The 18,769-nt window shown below is 42.6% G+C and carries 16 protein-coding genes; 9 read left to right on the forward strand and 7 right to left on the reverse strand.

What is annotated here, in order from left to right; translation table 11 throughout:
* Positions 1 to 32 precede the first annotated feature (32 nt).
* The 5 genes from NU887_RS18195 (at position 33) to NU887_RS18215 (ending at position 5,208) form a co-directional block, all read left to right on the forward strand.
* Positions 33 to 1,925 carry a sulfatase-like hydrolase/transferase gene (locus NU887_RS18195; RefSeq protein WP_258424812.1) on the forward strand — a complete coding sequence of 631 codons (1,893 nt, stop codon included), beginning with the start codon at positions 33 to 35 and terminating at the stop codon, positions 1,923 to 1,925.
* Position 1,926: 1 nt separating this feature from the next.
* Entirely contained in the window at positions 1,927 to 2,412 is a 486-nt protein-coding gene (locus NU887_RS18200; protein ID WP_258424813.1) for a very short patch repair endonuclease, read from the forward strand.
* Between the two features lie 382 nt (positions 2,413 to 2,794).
* Positions 2,795 to 4,036, forward strand: a complete 1,242-nt coding sequence (locus tag NU887_RS18205; RefSeq protein WP_258424814.1) for a CHRD domain-containing protein — start codon at positions 2,795 to 2,797, stop codon at positions 4,034 to 4,036.
* A gap of 228 nt (positions 4,037 to 4,264) precedes the next feature.
* Complete coding sequence (locus NU887_RS18210) at positions 4,265 to 4,396, forward strand: DUF559 domain-containing protein (RefSeq protein WP_258424815.1); 132 nt, start codon at positions 4,265 to 4,267, stop codon at positions 4,394 to 4,396.
* Positions 4,397 to 4,701: 305 nt separating this feature from the next.
* Entirely contained in the window at positions 4,702 to 5,208 is a 507-nt protein-coding gene (locus NU887_RS18215; RefSeq protein ID WP_258424816.1) for a hypothetical protein, read from the forward strand.
* 129 nt (positions 5,209 to 5,337) lie between these two features.
* Here the strand turns inward: NU887_RS18215 and NU887_RS18220 are convergent, their stop codons facing one another.
* Positions 5,338 to 5,907 carry a hypothetical protein gene (locus tag NU887_RS18220; protein ID WP_258424817.1) on the reverse strand — a complete coding sequence of 190 codons (570 nt, stop codon included), beginning with the start codon at positions 5,905 to 5,907 and terminating at the stop codon, positions 5,338 to 5,340.
* Between the two features lie 93 nt (positions 5,908 to 6,000).
* On the opposite strand from NU887_RS18220, the gene NU887_RS18225 reads away from it, so the two are divergent.
* Positions 6,001 to 6,207, forward strand: coding sequence for a helix-turn-helix domain-containing protein (locus NU887_RS18225; RefSeq protein ID WP_258424818.1), 207 nt, complete (start codon positions 6,001 to 6,003; stop codon positions 6,205 to 6,207).
* 11 nt (positions 6,208 to 6,218) lie between these two features.
* Positions 6,219 to 8,162, forward strand: a complete 1,944-nt coding sequence (locus NU887_RS18230) for a DUF2075 domain-containing protein (RefSeq protein WP_258424819.1) — start codon at positions 6,219 to 6,221, stop codon at positions 8,160 to 8,162.
* Between the two features lie 219 nt (positions 8,163 to 8,381).
* Here NU887_RS18230 and NU887_RS18235 read toward each other — a convergent pair whose 3' ends face one another.
* On the reverse strand, positions 8,382 to 9,122 hold the full coding sequence (locus NU887_RS18235; RefSeq protein ID WP_258424820.1) for a hypothetical protein: 741 nt from the start codon (positions 9,120 to 9,122) through the stop codon (positions 8,382 to 8,384).
* Between the two features lie 601 nt (positions 9,123 to 9,723).
* On the opposite strand from NU887_RS18235, the gene NU887_RS18240 reads away from it, so the two are divergent.
* Complete coding sequence (locus NU887_RS18240; RefSeq protein ID WP_258424821.1) at positions 9,724 to 10,131, forward strand: hypothetical protein; 408 nt, start codon at positions 9,724 to 9,726, stop codon at positions 10,129 to 10,131.
* Positions 10,132 to 10,598: 467 nt separating this feature from the next.
* Here NU887_RS18240 and NU887_RS18245 read toward each other — a convergent pair whose 3' ends face one another.
* Entirely contained in the window at positions 10,599 to 11,249 is a 651-nt protein-coding gene (locus tag NU887_RS18245) for an HAD family hydrolase (protein ID WP_258424822.1), read from the reverse strand.
* Positions 11,250 to 11,472: 223 nt separating this feature from the next.
* Between NU887_RS18245 and NU887_RS18250 the strand changes: the two genes are divergently transcribed.
* On the forward strand, positions 11,473 to 11,613 hold the full coding sequence (locus NU887_RS18250) for a hypothetical protein (protein WP_258424823.1): 141 nt from the start codon (positions 11,473 to 11,475) through the stop codon (positions 11,611 to 11,613).
* Between the two features lie 296 nt (positions 11,614 to 11,909).
* Here the strand turns inward: NU887_RS18250 and NU887_RS18255 are convergent, their stop codons facing one another.
* The 4 genes from NU887_RS18255 to NU887_RS18270 form a co-directional block, all read right to left on the reverse strand.
* Positions 11,910 to 13,322, reverse strand: a complete 1,413-nt coding sequence (locus NU887_RS18255; RefSeq protein ID WP_258424824.1) for an alanine/glycine:cation symporter family protein — start codon at positions 13,320 to 13,322, stop codon at positions 11,910 to 11,912.
* A 370-nt stretch (positions 13,323 to 13,692) separates the two neighbouring features.
* Complete coding sequence (locus NU887_RS18260) at positions 13,693 to 16,830, reverse strand: WD40/YVTN/BNR-like repeat-containing protein (protein WP_258424825.1); 3,138 nt, start codon at positions 16,828 to 16,830, stop codon at positions 13,693 to 13,695.
* A 288-nt stretch (positions 16,831 to 17,118) separates the two neighbouring features.
* Positions 17,119 to 17,352, reverse strand: a complete 234-nt coding sequence (locus tag NU887_RS18265; protein ID WP_258424826.1) for a hypothetical protein — start codon at positions 17,350 to 17,352, stop codon at positions 17,119 to 17,121.
* A 25-nt stretch (positions 17,353 to 17,377) separates the two neighbouring features.
* Complete coding sequence (locus NU887_RS18270) at positions 17,378 to 18,700, reverse strand: S8 family serine peptidase (protein ID WP_258424827.1); 1,323 nt, start codon at positions 18,698 to 18,700, stop codon at positions 17,378 to 17,380.
* Between the last annotated feature and the right edge of the window lie 69 nt (positions 18,701 to 18,769).

Raw genomic sequence — 18,769 nt, forward strand, 5'->3', positions numbered from 1 at the left:
ATTAAGTAGCAAGACATAAAAGATATACCCCCATGAAAATCTTTATTCCTATTCTTCTTTTGTATACGCTGGTCTTCTTTTCCTGCAATTCTGAAAGCCAAAAAGATCTCCCCCCGCCCAACATCCTGTGGATTTCCACCGAGGACATTGATCCCGCTTGGGGATGTTATGGTGATGAATACGCTACTACACCCCATATCGACAATCTGGCAGCGGATGGCTTTGTCTTTACAAGAGCAAGCGCTAACTCTCCCATCTGTGCGCCGGCCCGCTCTACGCTGATTACCGGCATGTTTGCCACTTCCTTGGGAACCCAACACCTACGTTCCGATGTGCCCCTACCCAATGACCTGAAAATCCTCCCCGAAATCCTCCGGGAGCATGGCTATTATACCTCCAACAATGTCAAAACAGATTACAACTTCAGTGCCGAAGGTCGTTGGGACGACAGCAGCAAAGATGCCCATTGGCGAAACAGGAAAGAAGGTCAACCGTTTTTCTCCGTAGTCAATTTTATGATCACCCACGAAGGCCCCACCAACAATGCCGACCCCGAATCGGTAAAAAAGGACCTGAAGCTAAGACATGACCCCGCAAAAGCACCCATTCCGCCCTATTTCCCCGATACCCCGAAAATGCGGGAAATCATGGCCCATGCCTACGACCTGATCAGCATTTTTGACCAAGGAGTTGGGAATCTTGTCCAACAACTTAAAGACGACGGCCTCTATGACAATACCATCATCTTTGTATTTTCCGACCATGGCTTTGGCCTTCCCCGACACAAACGCTGGCTTACCAACTCTGGCTTACACATTCCCCTCGTCCTTCATGTACCGGAAAAATACCGACACCTGGTATCCAATCTGAAAACCCGACAGGTGGATGACCTGGTGGGTTTTGTGGATTTTGCACCTACTGTCTTGGGCTTGGCAGGTATTGCCCCTTCTTCCTATATGGAAGGCAATAATTTCCTAGGGCCCAATGCAGTGAAAAACCAGTACAGTTTTGGCTTCCGAAGCCGTGCGGACGATTGCAATGAGATGTCGCGTTCGGTTTCGGATGGGCGATACCTATATATCCGCCATTACCTGCCCCAACTTCCCTACATTCAAAATGCCATCATCTTCACCCAAGGCAAACAGGCCATGGAGGAAATCTACCGGGCTAGAAATGAAAAGACCCTGCCTATTCACATGGAACAATACTTTCATCCCAAAATGACCATAGAGTTATATGACCTGGAAGCAGATCCTTATGAATTGAATAACCTGGCGATGAAGCCTGAACATCAGGAACGTATCGGTCTATTCCAGAAAGAGCTGGATCAGTGGATGATCAAGCACCGGGATTCCGGCATGCTCAATGAATCTGAATACATGCTTCGGGCAAAAGGAAGTTCCGTCTATGAAATCTTAAGGGATGATACCCAATTCGATCCAGAGAAAACTCTTGAGGCAATGAACCTGGTAGGGCAAATCGATGGCGGATCAATCCTACTACGCATGCAGGATCAGGATCCACTGATCCGATATTGGGGCTTGATTGCTTTGGAATATGCCGGGTTGAATTCCAGCTTGTTAGTTCAGGAACTGGAAATCATATTGGATGACCCTTCTCCAATCAATGCCATTCAGAGTGCCAAAATGCTGATCCAACTCAAAGAAGATCCCAAAGCCTATCAGACATTGGGGAAATACCTTCGGGCAGAAGAGGAAACTACCGTCCTCCATGCAGCCATTGCGCTAAGATTACTGGAAGAAAAAGCCAAACCGCTGATCCCTTTGGTCAAAGATGAAATCTATCCCAAATATGCGGGAGAGGTATGGGGCAGGTATAAATCCTGGAGCTATCCCATGTTTATCGGCATGGCCTTGGACCAAGTCAGAATCAATTGCGGCGAAGAAATTGCGGTGAGAAACTAAAATGTCCAAAAAGTCAAAACCTACCATCCCCAAACCCTATCCCTTACCCAAAATCACAGTCCCCGTATTCTGTGAGGAAAACGGCTTCTATACCACCAAGCAGCGGTCGTACAACATGTCCCAAATCAAGGGCAAGGACACCAAACCTGAAAAACTCCTCAAAAAAGCACTTTGGCACGCAGGACTCAGGTACCGCAGCAACAAAAGAAACCTACCCGGTAAGCCCGACATTTCATTGATCAAATACAGGTTCGTGATTTTTATCGATGGAGCTTTTTGGCATGGCCACGATTGGGAAAACAGAAAGCAAACCATCAAATCGAACCGTGACTTTTGGATTCCCAAGATCGAAAGGAACATACAGAGGGACAGCGAAATCAACCATTTCTACCGATCCGGTGGTTGGACCGTCCTCAGATTTTGGGATTTTGAGGTGGAAAAGGAGTTGGGGAGATGTGTGAAGAGGGTGATGGACATCTTAAGTTGACATGTCTAACCATATGCCCATTTTTTTTTAATAAATGAACATATCAAGTTTTTGCGTCCATTTTAAGGAAAGCCTGATATATCAATTTCAAGTGGTTGATTTTTATAGATGGGGCATACTGGAATGGGTATGATCGGGCAATTCCCTAATCCACCATCATATCCCACCAGGACTTCTGACTTTCAAAAATTGAACTGAAAAGGAAAAGCCCGGAGATCCACCATTACTACCAACTGATCCAAAGTCCCGGTTAACATCGTAATTGAAATACTAGAAAAACAAACAATAGTTTAATCCTTAGGGTTAGACTAATAAGTAAAGTAAAAAACACATCAAAATCGACAGTAGATCTTGAGTGAAAATTTAAAAAAATTATAATCCCATGAAAAAGAATCTATTAATCAATCGAATCAGACAAGGAGCCATCCTACTCGCAATGGTTCTGACTTTTGCAGCTTGTACTGACGACCCAAACCCAACTATTGATCCCGAAACAATTTTGACGGGCCAAACAAAAACTTATGTCTTAAAACCCGTAGGAAATTCGGGGATCAGTGGAACTGCCTTGCTGGAAGAAACTTCAACAGGAAATTCCAAATTGACTATCTCTTTAACTGGAACGCCTAATGGAGGGTCCCATCCTGCACACATTCACTTCAATTCTGCTGCTCAAGGCGGTGGAATAGCGGTCTCCTTAACTCCGGTAAATGGAACAACCGGTATCAGTGAAACAACTTTTTCCAAAGAGGATGATGGAACTCCTATAAGTTTCAGTGATGTTTTGGCCTATGATGGTTATATCAATGTCCATTTAAGTGCCACTGACCTCGCAACTGTTGTCGCTCAGGGTGACATTGGGTCAAATGAATTGACAGGTACATCCAAAACATACACGTTGAATAGTGTTGCGGACCCATCTATATCAGGCGAAATAACTTTTGAAGAAAGAATCAATGGTTTTGCTTTAGCGACAATTTCATTGACTGGAACTCCAGACGGTGGATCACACCCTGCCCACATACATGCCAATTCAGCAGCTATAGGAGGTGGAATAGAATTTACTTTCAATCCTGTGAATGGAACCACAGGAATGAGCAAAACAGACACAAGGGAAGGAATAATGGATGGAGAAGATGGTTTTACATACGAGGAAATATTGGAAGTTGATGGATACGTAAATGTGCATTTGAGCGCGGATGATTTAGGAACGATAGTCGCTCAGGGTGACATTGGGTCTAATGAATTGACAGGTACGTCCATTACTTATCCTCTGAATAGTGTTGCTGTGCCATCAATATCCGGGGAAATAACCTTTGAAGAAAGAATGAATGGTTTTGCTTTAGCGACAATTACCTTAACAGGTACACCGTCAGATGGCATGCATCCTGCCCACATCCATGCAAACAGTGCGGCTGTGGGTGGAGGTATCCTATATACTTTTAACCCCGTCATCGGTGCCACAGGAATCAGTGTAAGTGATACGAGAAAAGGAATGATGGACAATGAAGCTACGTACACCTACTCGCAAATCTTGACTGTAGATGGTTATGTCAATGTGCATTTAAGTGCAGAGGATTTAGGCACCATAGTTGGTCAAGGAAATATTGGCGCAAACTTTGAATAATAAATTAAGCTTTCAAATTTAATTTTGAAAACACCCACAGAACATTTTTAAACTTGGTCTGTGGGTGTTTTTCTGTGATGCTTTACCATTTTCTGATTTTTGTTATATTCCCCTTCTTCAAGGCCATATCCAAAAAATCAAACCCTGCCATCATCAGGATAGGCCTTATATCATGAGCAAGCCATCCAATCCAACCGTGACCTTTGGATTCCTAAGATCGAAAGAAACATGCAGCGGGATGCCGAGATCAACCATTTCTACCGCTCAGGCGGTTGGGCCGTCCTGAGGTTCTGGGATTTTGAGGTGAAAAATGAATTGGGAACTTGTGTGAAAAAGGTAGTGGATGTACTCAGTAGGTGAGGCTTGGGATATGCATTATCCTTCCAAGATTTTAACCTAGTATCTTCCGGATTTGGTGGACATATTTTGATCATATGTCCAATTTTTTTAATAAAATGGACATATCTGATTTTTATGTCCAATAAAATGAAAGGATTACATAGCAATTCATTGGCCTAAACAGACCCCAAGGATCGCTAAATCAACCTAACTTACTTTTTACCAATTAAACAAAATATTTACTTGATACTTTCGTTTTTAAATTTTACGCACTGAAAACTGAAAATAAAAACGCTTAACCTAACCATCCCTGTTGAATAAAAGCCATGAAAAAAATCTACCTCTTGTTCCTTCCCATACTGTTTTTTTCTTGTATGGAATCTTCAGAAAAAGTCGAAATGGAAAGGCTTCTGGGAGTGTGGATGCATGAATTCTCAAATGAGAATGAAACCATTGAATCCACGATTTCCTTTAATGCCGATGGTACCTATATTATTGAGAATAGAAGGGTCCAAAGTGCAGAAGGTTTTAACCCGGGACTTTTAGACGCCTACAAGGGCAAGTATACCCTAGAGGCAGAAAAGCTCACTTTTTCAGATAAAATATTTTTCTTTTCTGAGGATTTTGTAAATCCTCCTGCCACTATAGAAGCCCTGCGACAGGGGGAAAATGTTAAATATCCAAAGGAAACGGCAAATGTTTCATTTGAAGAAAACAACCAAGTCATGGTCCTTTTATATGATTGCCCCGGTCCGGAACCTGAAGAAGATGAGATCGTAGTCGCATGTCTCGGCTTAGGTCCGTCGCCTTACACTAGGGTAGAAAATTTTTAAGCTCATTTATTCAAGATTCCTTCAGTTCAAACCTTTAGCAACCCTGAATTTTTATTCCCAAAATCGAAAGAAACATGCAGCGGGATGCCGAAATCAACCATTTCTACCGCACCGGAGGCTGGATCGTCCTTAGATTTCATATCCCTTTTCAATCCTTTCCAAAAATTCAGTTACATCTCTTTTATCAGTAACTTCTTCATCTGTCAATTCAAATCCATCAAATTCGTGCCATTCGTGATCAATTTCAGGATCATAGGGATGATGGTGAAGCCTTGGCAAACCCCAGTCTTGTGGAACAAAAAACTCATTTGAGATCAATTTTTCTCTTAATATTTCTGAAGCCTTAGTTGGCGAAAGAAAACTTGGATTAGGGAAAATGACAGCCCCAAATTGTTTGTAATTCGCTCCATCTCTATATAAATAATTCAACTTAAGATTGAGAGTTGTTTTTGCATTACCTATCGGTAGCTTTTCCAAAAAATCATCTAAATCTTTCTCCGATTCGAAAGATACAACTGGTTCAATCCCTGATTCAAAAAATTGGATCAATCCAATTAAGCTTTCAAAAAACCTAAAATGCTTCCCTTCATAATTGTAAATATAAACCTGTCTATTTTCTTCAAACCTTACCAAGTTTAGGATTTCTATGGTTCGAGAGGGTGAAATATATTCGGTGGAAACAGGAATGATTTTGTTCATAAAGTGAAATCTGACTTTACAAAATTAACATTTATTCTTGTTTTGTAGACTATAGTCCGTGGTACAATAGGCCACATTTTTTCAGATTGCAACATGGACATCAAAGTAGCTTATGGCGAAAAAGTCAGAGCCATTAGAAAAAGTCAGAATGTATCTCAGGAAAAGCTTGCTGAACTAGCTGAGTTGGACCGCACATACATTTCTGATATTGAAAATGGGAAAAGAAATGTTTCAATTGAAACAGTTTTTAAAATCGCTAAGGCCCTTAATTCTCCAATGATAAATTTTTTTGAATTTTAAAAAATCCACTTGTGCCTGGAAAGTATATAAATAATATCTCTAGTTTTTTAAATTCAGAAAACGAAACTGTTTTAGGTTATTTAGCTATAGGTGTGACAAATCATCAATTATTGATGCAACAAAGAACATCTTGGAACCACCAGATAACTTTTTTAAAAGATTCGGTAAAGAATTTACCTCAAGAATGGACTTTAATTTTTGAATATCCAATCCCTAGAAGATCAAAAAGGATAGACTTAATACTTTTAGCGGAGGATTTAATTTTTGTAATCGAATTTAAGGATAAAGAAAAGAAGTTTAACTCAGATGCTATAAGCCAAGTCGAAGATTATTCATTAGACCTTCGTGATTTTCACAAAGAATCTTCAGGAAGATCTATTATTCCAATAGTTTGGGCTTCAGAGGCGAAAGAAAAGCAAAATTCATATGATGATATTGGTGATTTTGTAAAGCCAACACTATTTGCAAATAATAATACTCTACATTCAGTAATTAGGTCTGCTTTCGAATATTTCACGAATTCTGTAAACAAAAAAGTGATTCCTGGTTTATGGAATTCAAGTGAATATTTTCCAACCCCAACAATCATAGAAGCTGCTCAGCACTTATTTTCTGGCCAAAATGTAAGAGAAATCTCTCGATCACATGCCGGCTCAGAGAACTTGACAGATACAACTGATGCAATTTTAAATGCTATAAAAAAGGCTCAAAACAACAATGAAAAAATAATTTGCTTCATAACAGGGGTTCCAGGGGCAGGAAAAACTTTAGCTGGATTAAATATTGTTCATAATGTCGAAAATAATTCAGGAAAAGGTGTTTTCCTTTCCGGAAATGGCCCATTAGTAAAAGTATTAACTGAAGCTCTATCTAGAGATAACTCTAAAAGAAACCAAATTCCACTTGCACAATCAAGAAGAGAGATTGCCTTCGTTCAAAACGTCCATCAATTTTTAGATTTTTACCACAATAACGATCAAATCCCACAAGATAAAATAATCTTATTTGATGAAGCTCAAAGAGCTTGGAATGCAGAACATTCAAAACGCAAATTTGATAGAGACTATTCTGAGGCTCAGATGTTGTTTAATATCATGAATAGAAATTCAGGTTGGGCTGTCATTGTTGCATTAATTGGTAGTGGTCAGGAAATAAACACAGGGGAAGCAGGATTGGCTGAATGGGGTAAAACCATAAATAAAAATTTTTCTAATTGGAAGATTTACATTTCACCAGAATTAAAAGAAGGCAAATCAAATATTGCAAATTATAAGCTTTTTGAAACTGCTCCTGTTGACCTGTCTATTACAGAATTACCAGAATTACATTTAAAAGTCTCAATTCGATCATATAAAGCAGAAAAATTATCAGAATGGGTTGTCGCTCTTTTGGAAGACGAACCGCTTAAAGCCAAAGAACTTCTTCAAAATCATCTTAAAAATTATCCCATTTTTCTGACTCGTAGCCTAAATACTACGAGAAAATTTTTGAGAAATAAAAATCGGGGGAATAGAAGGACAGGTTTAGTGGCAAGCTCTGGAGCTCGACGTTTAAGGCCATTGGGACTTGATGTGACAGCAGAAATTGATGTTGCCAATTGGTTTTTGAATCCTAAGGAAGACATTCGATCTTCTTGCTTTCTAGAATTACCCGCAACAGAATTCGCTGTTCAGGGTCTAGAATTAGATTGGGTTGGACTTTGTTGGGGAGATGACTTTCGGAAGGAATCAGAAAATTGGTCTTTTCACGCCTTTAAAGGGACCAAATGGCAATTGGAAAAAAAGGATGATAGAAAGCAGTTTATAAAAAATAAATATCGTGTATTATTAACTCGGGGAAGAGAAGGATTAATTATCTTCATTCCAGAAGGTTCTGACACAGACCATACAAGACCCAAAAATAATTATGAAAATACCTATCAGTATTTAAAAAAGATAGGAATACCAGAGTTATAAAATGATTTATTATAAAGTGTTCCTATTTTTAAAATTTCAGTAAAACAACATATTTCTCCCTTTCAACTATCCGCAGAAGTATCCTCTATGAGATGGCAATTATGCAGTAGGTGGATTTTCTCGTCAAATGATAGAATGGAAGTTTTGGGAAAATGATAGAGGAATCAGCTTTATTATTAAAAAAGAGAATATTTCTTCTTTTCCCAAATTGGATCAGTTTTACTTGAAACACCCCACCACCCCAATCGCACCACCTTCCTTCAGGGTATAAGTTTGGCCATTGACCACATCGATAAACTTGATACCTACGATTCCCAAAATCAGTCTGTGGCTTTGGGGAGTTTCAAAGGACAGTACCTTTTCTCCCAAGACCGAAAGGCTTTGTCTCCCATCCAAAATCTCACTTTCCTGCCAAACCACAACAGTTTCCGCATCTTCTGACAGGGACACCAAGCCGAAAATGACCTGACGTTGACCTTGCTGTTTTCCGGTAGTTGCTGAAGCCGTGACCTCTCCAAAGTCGAAGCTATAGGATTTGCCTTTCTTTATTTCTGCCATAACTGGGAACCCTCCCAATACAGAACGCAAGTTGCTATCTGCCGTAAAATTGACACCCACCAATTGGCTAACATCTCCTGCAGTGACTTTCCGCATGCCTTTGGGATTGATGGGGTCTGTCCCCAAGATGGACACAAAAAGTTTGGTAAACCTACCATTGAAATTCGGGTCCACGTTGGGACACGGCTTAGATAAAATCGCCCTTCTAAGTTTCCCAGCCACGCTACTTGCCGTCCCAAATTCCGAAGCATTTTTCCTCGAATTTTCAAAGGCATCGTCATTTTTGAATTGTTCGGTCGTCGGACCTGTCTTTGTCCGAACCATATCCACCCCCTCGCTTTGGTAAAAATCGAGGCCACCCATTTTGCCTTTAAAGCGAAATATTCCTGTCTGTCTAGCCATAGTTCCGTATACTTTCCGTTATAGTTCCCCTATACTTCCGTTATAGTTCCCTTACCCATACTCCGTGTCTGAGTTACCGATACTCCGTGTCAGAGTAGGGGATACTCCGTGTTTGCCTTACCTTAGCCTTACCTTTGATACCATGTGAAACTGACCCAGAGTGCTTGTAGGGGTGATCAAGAAACTCTGATTACTATAAACCTAGTAAAAAATATTTGAAAATCAAATTTTGTTTATTGCCTTTGTATCTTTCAAACTATCCTCCTTTTTCTAATGCTATTTTTTTAATTAATCTTAATTGATAACAGCGCGGAGGAATGATCCTGTAGCTTCGGGAGGCCGGCCTAGGCCTTGTGGGTTGATAGGATTTTGCCGTCTTGACTTTTTGGGCTACTTTTTTTTCCAAAGCCTGCCCCGTATTTATCGGGGAAAAAAAGTAGCTGTAAAAAAAGAGTTTAATTAAACTAAAGGGTTTAGAATATTTTATGCCTGATATCCTATAACCCTCTACTTTCCTTTCAACTCATTTATGGTTATAAAAAAAATTTACACCTCAACATTTCTTGCCTTCTTCCCGTCATGGTTTCAAAATCGTGACCCTATGAAAAAATCCTTTCCAATGCTCGCCATTTGTTTCCTGCTTTTATCATGCATAGAACAGGAAACGCTTGAATTAGAATCCGGTGAATTTCCCCTCGGTACCTGGACCAATATCCAATTTGAAGAAACCGGTTTTACTATGGACCGCAGCAGCAAACTTCCTGAGAATACCTACGGCTATGTTTTCCAAAAAAACGGCAAACTTATCCACCGTGCCAATTCAGGTTTCTGCGGAACACCTCCAATTGTCACTGCAGATTTTGCAGGAAAATGGACCCTCAAAGGAGATATTGTCGAAGTGGAGGTAAATTTTTGGGGCGGAAAATACAGGCAGGAATGGAAAGTAACCCAGCTTTCAGGCAAAACAGTAAAGGTCGAGCTGCTCAAGCAGGAATATTTTAACGATTAGATATCACTATCCAGTACCTACTTTTCACGGAAAGACTAGGTAGAATTTTTCGGATTAAAACGGAACCTCATATGTTCGAGGCGGGGAGGAATGATACCCCATCTTTTTGTATTGGCTACTTTTTTTGTCAAAGCCTGCCCCGTATTTATATCGGAAAAAGTAAAATTCCATGTCTACTTCTAAAACTGAACCTCTTATGTTAGAGGCGGGGAGGAATGACTGCGGACCGGGCCGGCACCGGCCTTGTGCGTGGATAGGATTCCGCAGTCTTGACTTTTTGGGCTACTTTTTTTGTCAAGAAAAAAAGTAGCTGTAAAAATGAGGTATCGGTGTTTCAAAAAAGTCAAAGAACATCTTTTATGTCAATGTAGGTTAGTGAAATTATTGTTATTTAATTCTTTAACAAAGAAATAAAATAGGCTATGATTTAAATTGATAAGGAAAAAATCAATTTAGAATAAAGTAGTCTACAAAAACATTAATCTTTTTAACTCCTCAAAATCCGCCACCACCCATTCACAACCCAAGGACAGCAAAGTTTCCTTGCTTTCTGACGTACTGATCCCAACAACCTGGATTCCGGCACGCTTTGCCGCCAAGATTCCTCCTTGGGAATCTTCGATGACGAGGCATTCTTCCGGCCTCAGCCCCGCCTTTTGCATACTCAGCAGGAAAATCTCTGGGTCGGGTTTGCCCTTGCTGACTTCATGCCCGCCGGTGGTAAAGGAAAAATAAGAACGGATCTCGAGGCTGTCCAAAGTAAAATCAATATTGGGTTGGTCACCCATGGTGGCCAAAAGGGATTGGAGGCCTTTGGCCTTTATGGCTTGGAGAAATGCGGTCAGACCATTTACTTCCTGGATATGGGGTCGGTATATTCCACGGTAGGTGCGTTCTTTTTCCTGTCCGAGCTCATATAGCTGGTAAGGATCTTGGATCTGTGGAAAAAACCGCTGCATCATTTCATCTATCGTCCCATGGTTTTGGGCATGGAATTGAGATGCATTGAGGTGGATGCCGTGTTTCTGCAAAAACTCCAGCCATGCATCCCGGTGATAAGGAATATTATCCACCAATGTCCCATCCATATCGAAAATAATTGCTTTGGGTAGTTTCATGTTTGAGACAGGAGATATGAGACCTGAGACAGGAGACTGAATTCTGGTAAAGTTAAGAGAGATTGTAAAATAAGAGTTTTAAAGTTAAAAAGTTGAAAGGTTTTAAAGTTGAGTCCAAAGGTCATGTTTGACGGGTCCGTCACTCTGAGTCCCCAACATTTAGAAAATGTTCAGAAAAGGAATGACGGTTGGTCTTGCGTCATCTTGAATTCGAGGTACGAGGATGAAAGATCTCAGAAAAAAGAGACCCTTCGCTTCACTCAGGGTGACGATCAAGAGATTCACGTCATTGGTGGTGCAGCGAAGAGTCCCACTTAAAGTATATGAGATCCTTCAGTCGTACCTCCTTCAGGATGAAGGGTAATTCTCTCCCACTCGTATACTTCGTGCTTGGTACTTCGTACTCACCACCTCTTACCTTTTACTTTTTCATACTTCTGACTTCTCACTTCTCACTTCATCCTTTAAAAAGATATCTCCCTCTGGTCGATATGACAAGGATAGGTTTCTTACACCAATTTCCCTTTTCCTTTGGGATACATGGTACTTGGTTCATGGTACTTATATACTCTTCTCACTTCTAACCTCTAACTAAACCAACCTTTCAACTTTAAAACCTTCTAAACTTTTAATTTTTCAATCTTCCAATTCAAGAATCTCCTACTTACTCCACCTTTCCTTCTCTCCCTCATAATCATAAACCGGATCCAGACCTGCGTCTTTTTGTTTTTTGAAATCCTTCAGCGCAGCCAAAGCTGGCTTACGGAGCAGCAGGATGGCGATGACGTTGAGCCAGGCCATCAGACCCACCCCGATGTCACCAAAGGTCCAGGCCAATTCGGCCGTACGCACCGAACCATAAAAGGTCGCCACCAGAATCAAAACCCTCAAGACATAAGTCGGCCATTTTTGCTTTCCTTCTTTTTGTAAATAACTCAGGTTGGTCTCGGCGATATAGTAATACGCCATGATAGTCGTAAAAGCAAAGAACATCAAAGCCACAGCCACAAAACCTGCTCCGATGGAAGGGAAGTGGTGACTGATGGCATTTTGGGTGTATTCTGCTCCGATGGAAACCCCAGGCATATTTTCTACAATAAATCCCCCTTCGGGATTGATGACGTTAAACTGTCCCGTAAACAAAATCATAAATGCCGTAGCCGTACAGACAAATAAGGTATCGATATACACCGAAAAAGCCTGCACCAATCCCTGCTTGGCAGGATGACTGACTTCTGCTGCGGCGGCGGCATGAGGCGCGGTGCCCTGTCCTGCTTCATTGGAATATATCCCCCTTTTTACTCCCCAGGCGATTGCCATTCCAAACACACCGGAATAGGTAGCTTCCAGATTAAATGCCGATCCAACAATGAGTCGGAAGACATTGGGTATTTCAGAGAAATTAAGAAAGATGATCGTCTGCGCCATCAGGATATAGCCCAATGCCATAAAAGGGACGACGATCTCAGCTACTTTGCCAATCCTTTTTACCCCGCCAAAAATGATCAGGCCAAGCAGCAAGCAGATAATGCCTCCAGTGATTTCAACAGGAATGGAAAATGCGGATTGGACACTCAGGGCAATGCTGTTGCTCTGTACACCGGGCAGCAGCAGTGACATACTCAAGATGGTGACAAAGGCAAAAAGAATTGCGTACCACTTGATGCCGAGACCCTTTTCAATGTAAAATGCAGGACCACCTCGGTATTGCCCATCCTTCACTTCACGGTACAAAACCCCCAAAGTCGCTTCGATATAGGCTGAAGCTGCCCCTAAAAAAGCAATCACCCACATCCAAAAAACCGCTCCGGGTCCACCCATGGCAATGGCTGTTGCCACACCGGCGATGTTTCCGGTTCCGATTCTTCCTGACATCGCTATCGCAAAAGCCTGGAAAGAAGATACTCCTTTGGAGGAGGATTTACCGACAAAAAGCAGGCGGACCATTTCCTTGAAATACCGCACCTGCATAAAACGGGTAACAACCGAGAAATAAATGCCGGCACTGAGACAAAGAAGGATGAGGGCATTACTCCAGACAATGTCATTGATAGAATAAACGATTTGCTCCATAAAGGGAATTCTGATTTTTAATGAGGTATGGTTTTTTGGGGAGGCAGGGTCAAAGAATCATAAAACCCTTTTGAGTTGCATTCAAATATATCACCTTCCGGAATTAAATTCCTCAAAATATTCCAAAAGTCCCAAATCGGTAATTTTTAGGTTTTGATCAGATCAAAAAAGTAAAGAAAAAGGGGTTTCCAACTTCTGACCCCTTCCTTAAGGGGGCGTCACCCTGAGTGATGCGAAGGGTCTCTGATGAATGAGATCTCTGTCACCTTTTTCCCATTCAGAATACTTAGTACTTGTTAACTCTAAACCTTTCCCAACCTTTGAACTTTACAACATTAAAACTTTCCAATCTTCCAAACTCCCAATCCCCTTACTTTCCGTACAAAACCCCAATCCCCGCTTCCTGCAAGGATTTGTTATAAGCAGGTATGGTGGACTTCAACAGCTTTTCGCCCTTGGCTTTCAGGACTTCCCATTCCTTGGTCAGTTCCTCGAAGCGGTCTTTGGATCCTTGATTTACCCTTGGAATCGAACTTTCGGTCTGATTAATCAGGTAAAGGTAGTTGGCAGTGAATTTATTGGGGAAGTTTTCGACATCGTCATAGGCCTTGGACTTGCGCTGAAGCATATCCTCGTCCCAAGCCTGCATATCCTTCAGCAGGTTTGCTCCGGCGGTGTGCAGTTCTTTTTTGGATTCATCGCCTTTGATTTTAGCCAAAAGGGGCTTCAGTTGCTGTTGGTAAGCCATAGCTTCATTGATCATGGTATGCATGGAAGTAAGCTCGGCTTCCATCTTGGACAAAAAGGCGTGGTATTCCTGATAGTCAGCAGTACTCAGTCCAAAATCCGGGTTGTCAACGATCTTGGCGGTGTTGCTGCTTTCTCCCAGAGGGGATTTCAATAATAAAGTGTAATTACCCGGGATGGCCTTATGTCCTGAGAAACTTGCTTCCAAGTAGGCAGAAGGCACACCCGGCATAGTAGTATAGCGCATGTTCCAGACAAATCTATTTACTCCTTTTTTGACAGTCAAAACAGGTTCTGGAGAGGGGCCTCCATCATATCTGATGAATTTGGGGTCTTTCTTGCTAGAAAAAGTCCTTACCAATTCCCCGTTTTCGTCCCTGATCTCCAAGCTCAATGCTGTCGAGTCATTCACAGCTTCCGGCAAGTGGTAATAAATCACCACCCCATTGGCAGGATTGACACCTTCAAAAGGATGCGTTCCCTTAAAATCCTCACTGTTTCCATTCAAAGGAGAAGACCAACTTCCCAACATCGCCTCGTCAGGTTGATAGAGGAGGGGTTTATCAACTGATGGTTTGATTTCTCGGACAAGGTTAAGGTCGTCCAAGATCCAATAAGAGCGGCCCGAAGTGGCAACGATCAAGTCATTGTGGGCTACTTTAAGGTCAGTGATTGGAGTGACCGGCATGTTCAACTGAAAAGGTGCCCAGCTTGTACCTCCATTTCGGGAAAGGTAGATCCCGGTTTCTGTGCCTGCATACAATAGGCCTTTTACCACATTGTCTTCCCGCACTACTCTGGTAAACGCACCGTAAGGGATTCCTTTACTGATATTTGTCCAGGTTTTTCCATAGTCTGTGGTTTTATAGATAGCAGGAGTATAGTCATTGAATTTGTAGCGGGTGGTAGCAATATAGGCAGTTGCAGGATCGTGTGGGGAAACTTCAATAGCGTTAATAAGACATTCTGTCAAGCCTTTTGGCGTCACGTTGGTCCATGTCTTTCCATTGTCACGGGTCAGGTGCACAAGTCCGTCATCGCTGCCTGTCCAGATATGTCCTTTTTCGTGGGGAGATTCCATGATATAGCTGGTGGTACCATAATTTTCTGCACCTACTGCCTCATTCGTGTAAGGACCTCCACCTTTTCCCTGCTTTTCCTTTTCATTTTTGGTCAGATCGGGAGAGACTACTTCCCAATTTTGGCCCATGTCTTTTGTCCTCAGGACATACTGCGATCCATGGTAATAGGTGTCGGGTTCATGCTGTGACCAGATGATCGGGGCATTCCAGTTGAATCTGTACTTCATGTCGCTGGCATTTCTGCCAAGGTATTGAATCGGCGCGATCATGATATTGGTACTTCCCAAGGATTTGTGGTCGAGTACTTCGATGGTACCGAGGTAGCTGCCTCCCAAAACATATCTAGGATCATCAGGATTGAATGCCAAAAATGCACTTTCTCCACCTGCGGAGTAATTCCAATGCTCTTGAGAAATACCACCCCTTCCCAAGGCCATGCTGTTGATCACCAAAGAGGTATTGTCCTGCTGTCCGCCATAGATACGGTAGGGGATTTGGTTGTCGGTATTGATCCGATACATTTGGGCAGTCGGCATATTGGCTTGGGTGGACCAGGTTTTGGCCCCATTGAATGAAATAGCCGCACCACCATCGTCTGACATAACCATGTTTTTTGAGTTTTTGGGATTGATCCATAGGTCATGGTAATCGCCATGGGCACTCGGTAGAACTTCCCAGTTTTTACCCCCATCGATCGAGCGAAGGGCCGGGGCACTGAGCACATACACCGTATGTTCATCCTGTGGATCCGCAAAAACTTCTATGTAATACCAGGCTCTTTGTACCAGTCTGTTATCGCCACTGACCATAGACCAGTCAATGCCACCATTTTCAGAAACAAAAAGTCCACCCTGATCTTTGTCTGAATCACTTTCTATCAAAGCATACACCTTATCTGAATTGGCTCTAGAAACAGCAATGGCCATTTTCCCTTTTTCTTTGGGAAGTCCGTTGGAAAGCATTTTCCAGGTTTTGCCTGAGTCTGTAGACTTGTAAAGACCGCTGCCCGGCCCTCCGCTGATGACTTTCCATGGAAGACGCTGATGCTCCCACATAGCGGCATAGAGTACTTCCGGATATTTCATGTCCATGGACAGTTCCACGGCACCGGATTTATTGTCTACAAAAAGTACCTTCTCCCAAGTCTCACCGCCGTTGCTAGATTTGTATACACCTCGATCTTCATTAGGCGCGTGGAGCGCACCTTGTGCAGCTACATAAACGATATCTGGATTGGTAGGGTGGATGACGATCCTTGAAATGTGTTGGGTTTTTTCCAATCCCATTTTCTTCCATGTTTTGCCGGCATCGGTAGATTTGTAGACCCCATCGCCATAGGAGGTCATTACGCCACGGGGTGCATGCTCACCCATGCCGACATAGACGATATTGGGGTTGGATTCGGATACAGATACCGCACCGACCGAACCGGTAGAAAAAAATCCATCAGAAATGTTATTCCAATGCTGTCCCGCATCCTCTGTTTTCCAGACACCACCGCCCGTGGTTCCCATATAGTAGGTCAGAGGATCGCTGACCACACCGGAAGAAGTTACCGACCTACCCCCACGAAAGGGGCCTATGTTTCTATATTTGAGGGTGTTGTTGATTTCTTTGAAATCCTGTGCCGAGAGTTGGAAGGCGCCAAGAAGGAGGATGGCAAGAATGAGTTTTTTCATCAGAAGATAGGTGGGTATTGAAGGCATTCAAGATATATAAAAATGTCGGTTTTAGAATAGGGTATTTGATGGATGACTTTTGGAGTAAAAAATACCTTTGCTTTCAGTCGTACTTCCTACCTCCAACTTCGTACTTCAAAAAGATATCTCCCTCTGGTCGATAGGACAAGGTGAAGGCTAAACCACCTTTCACCTCTTACTTTTTACCGCCGTGTGGACCAAAAAAACCTTTAAACTTTCTAATCTTAGAACCTTCGAACCTTTCAACCTTAAAACCCCTTTCATCCCTCAACCCCCAAAAGCCTTCACCTCTCCATCCTCTTCTATGTGTTTGATTCCTTTGACTTTCAATTCCTGAAGGCTGGATTCATCCCCAAATATTTCCCCACAAATTACCCCGGTAAAGGAGAGGATATTGGTGATTTTACAGCCTTTGCCTTCAAGGACCCGAGCAATATCTTGGATATTTGCGATCTCTTTTTCCTCTATGGAGGCTATGAATTTGGTTGGATGCTTTGCCATTTTTTAATAGGTATACTGGTTAAAATTACTGAGGGCTTTGGACAAGTCCTGCCCCTACGTCACTTGACGGCAAGCCAATGGGTCTTGCCGAGGACACAAGCAAGTCCCAAATCTGCTTGGGAGTGGCGCTTGGGTTTTTCTCCCACAACTGGGCTGCCACCCCTGCCACAAATGGGGTTGCCATGCTGGTACCGCTGATCGAAATGTAGTTTTGAGGTGCTTTGTATGCACTCATCACTGATACCCCTGGCCCGGCAATATTGATTTCCCCTCCGTCTCCATTGATGGCACCGCAGGAAAAATCAGCAACTTTGAGGAACCTGTCTATTGCTGCTACCGCCATGATAGAGGGGCAGTTGGCAGGATGCCCGACAGGTTGGATAATATTGGAAGACCTTCGGCTTTCATTTCCTGCTGCTGCGATAATCAATGTGCCTGATCCGAGCGCTTTTTTGGCAATGTCCTCATAAATCCGGGAATAACTTTGGCCGGGTCTTGTGGCCGCTCCCAAAGACATCGAAATTACCTTACATCCATTAGCCATGGCCCAATCCATACCTGCCAAGATGCCCGAGTCCGAACCGGAACCCGCATTGGACAGGACTTTTCCTATAAAAATCTTTGCTTCGGAAGAGACCCCATACCTGCTGTTGTTGGAACCCCGCAATCCTCCTGCAGCTATTCCGGTACAGTGCGTCCCATGACCATTGAGGTCATTGACATCCTCTGCCGAAATAAAGGATTTTGTCTGTATTGTTCTTGTCTGAAAATCAGGATGTGCAATCAGGAATCCGGTGTCAAGTATGGCTATTGGGATGTTTTTCCCTGTATAGGGACTACTCAAAGCCCTCACTGCTTGTACCCCCCAATACGCTGAAGCATTATCCGAATAAGAGTCTGGAAGTTTGGGATCTACAGGCTTGGGATCGCTTGGTGGAGTAGTGACTGGGGGTTTGGGGCCGAACCCCAATAACCGTAAAAGCCATTGCCAAAAACCGCCTCCACCCGAGGCCCCAACCTCTGCCAAGGCATAAACAAAGCGCTCGGGTTCATCATAAAGGAATACACTTTTTGTTCTGGAAGCTGTCGTTAGGGTATTGATCTCTGCTTCATGGTTTTCATTGATGACCGCGACACCGAATCTTTCAAAAACAATCCCATCCGCCTGATCAAAGGCATTGATATAATCTTCCTCGTGGGATTTGTATTCTGAAGAATTTGCAAGACGGAGAGAAGCATCCTCTGCCTGTGAGGCGATGTCACTGAATTTTGCATCAGGAGCAAGCATCACAAGGCGCCTTCCTGTAAATTCTGGTTTTGAATCGAGTTTTTCTGGTTGGTCTGACATGGCTATGGGATTGAAAAGTGAATAGAATTAAAAACAAATCTAATTTACAAAAAAATATTATATTATTGA

It is taken from the genome of Aquiflexum gelatinilyticum, from assembly GCF_024741135.1.
GTDB lineage: Bacteria > Bacteroidota > Bacteroidia > Cytophagales > Cyclobacteriaceae > Cognataquiflexum > Cognataquiflexum gelatinilyticum.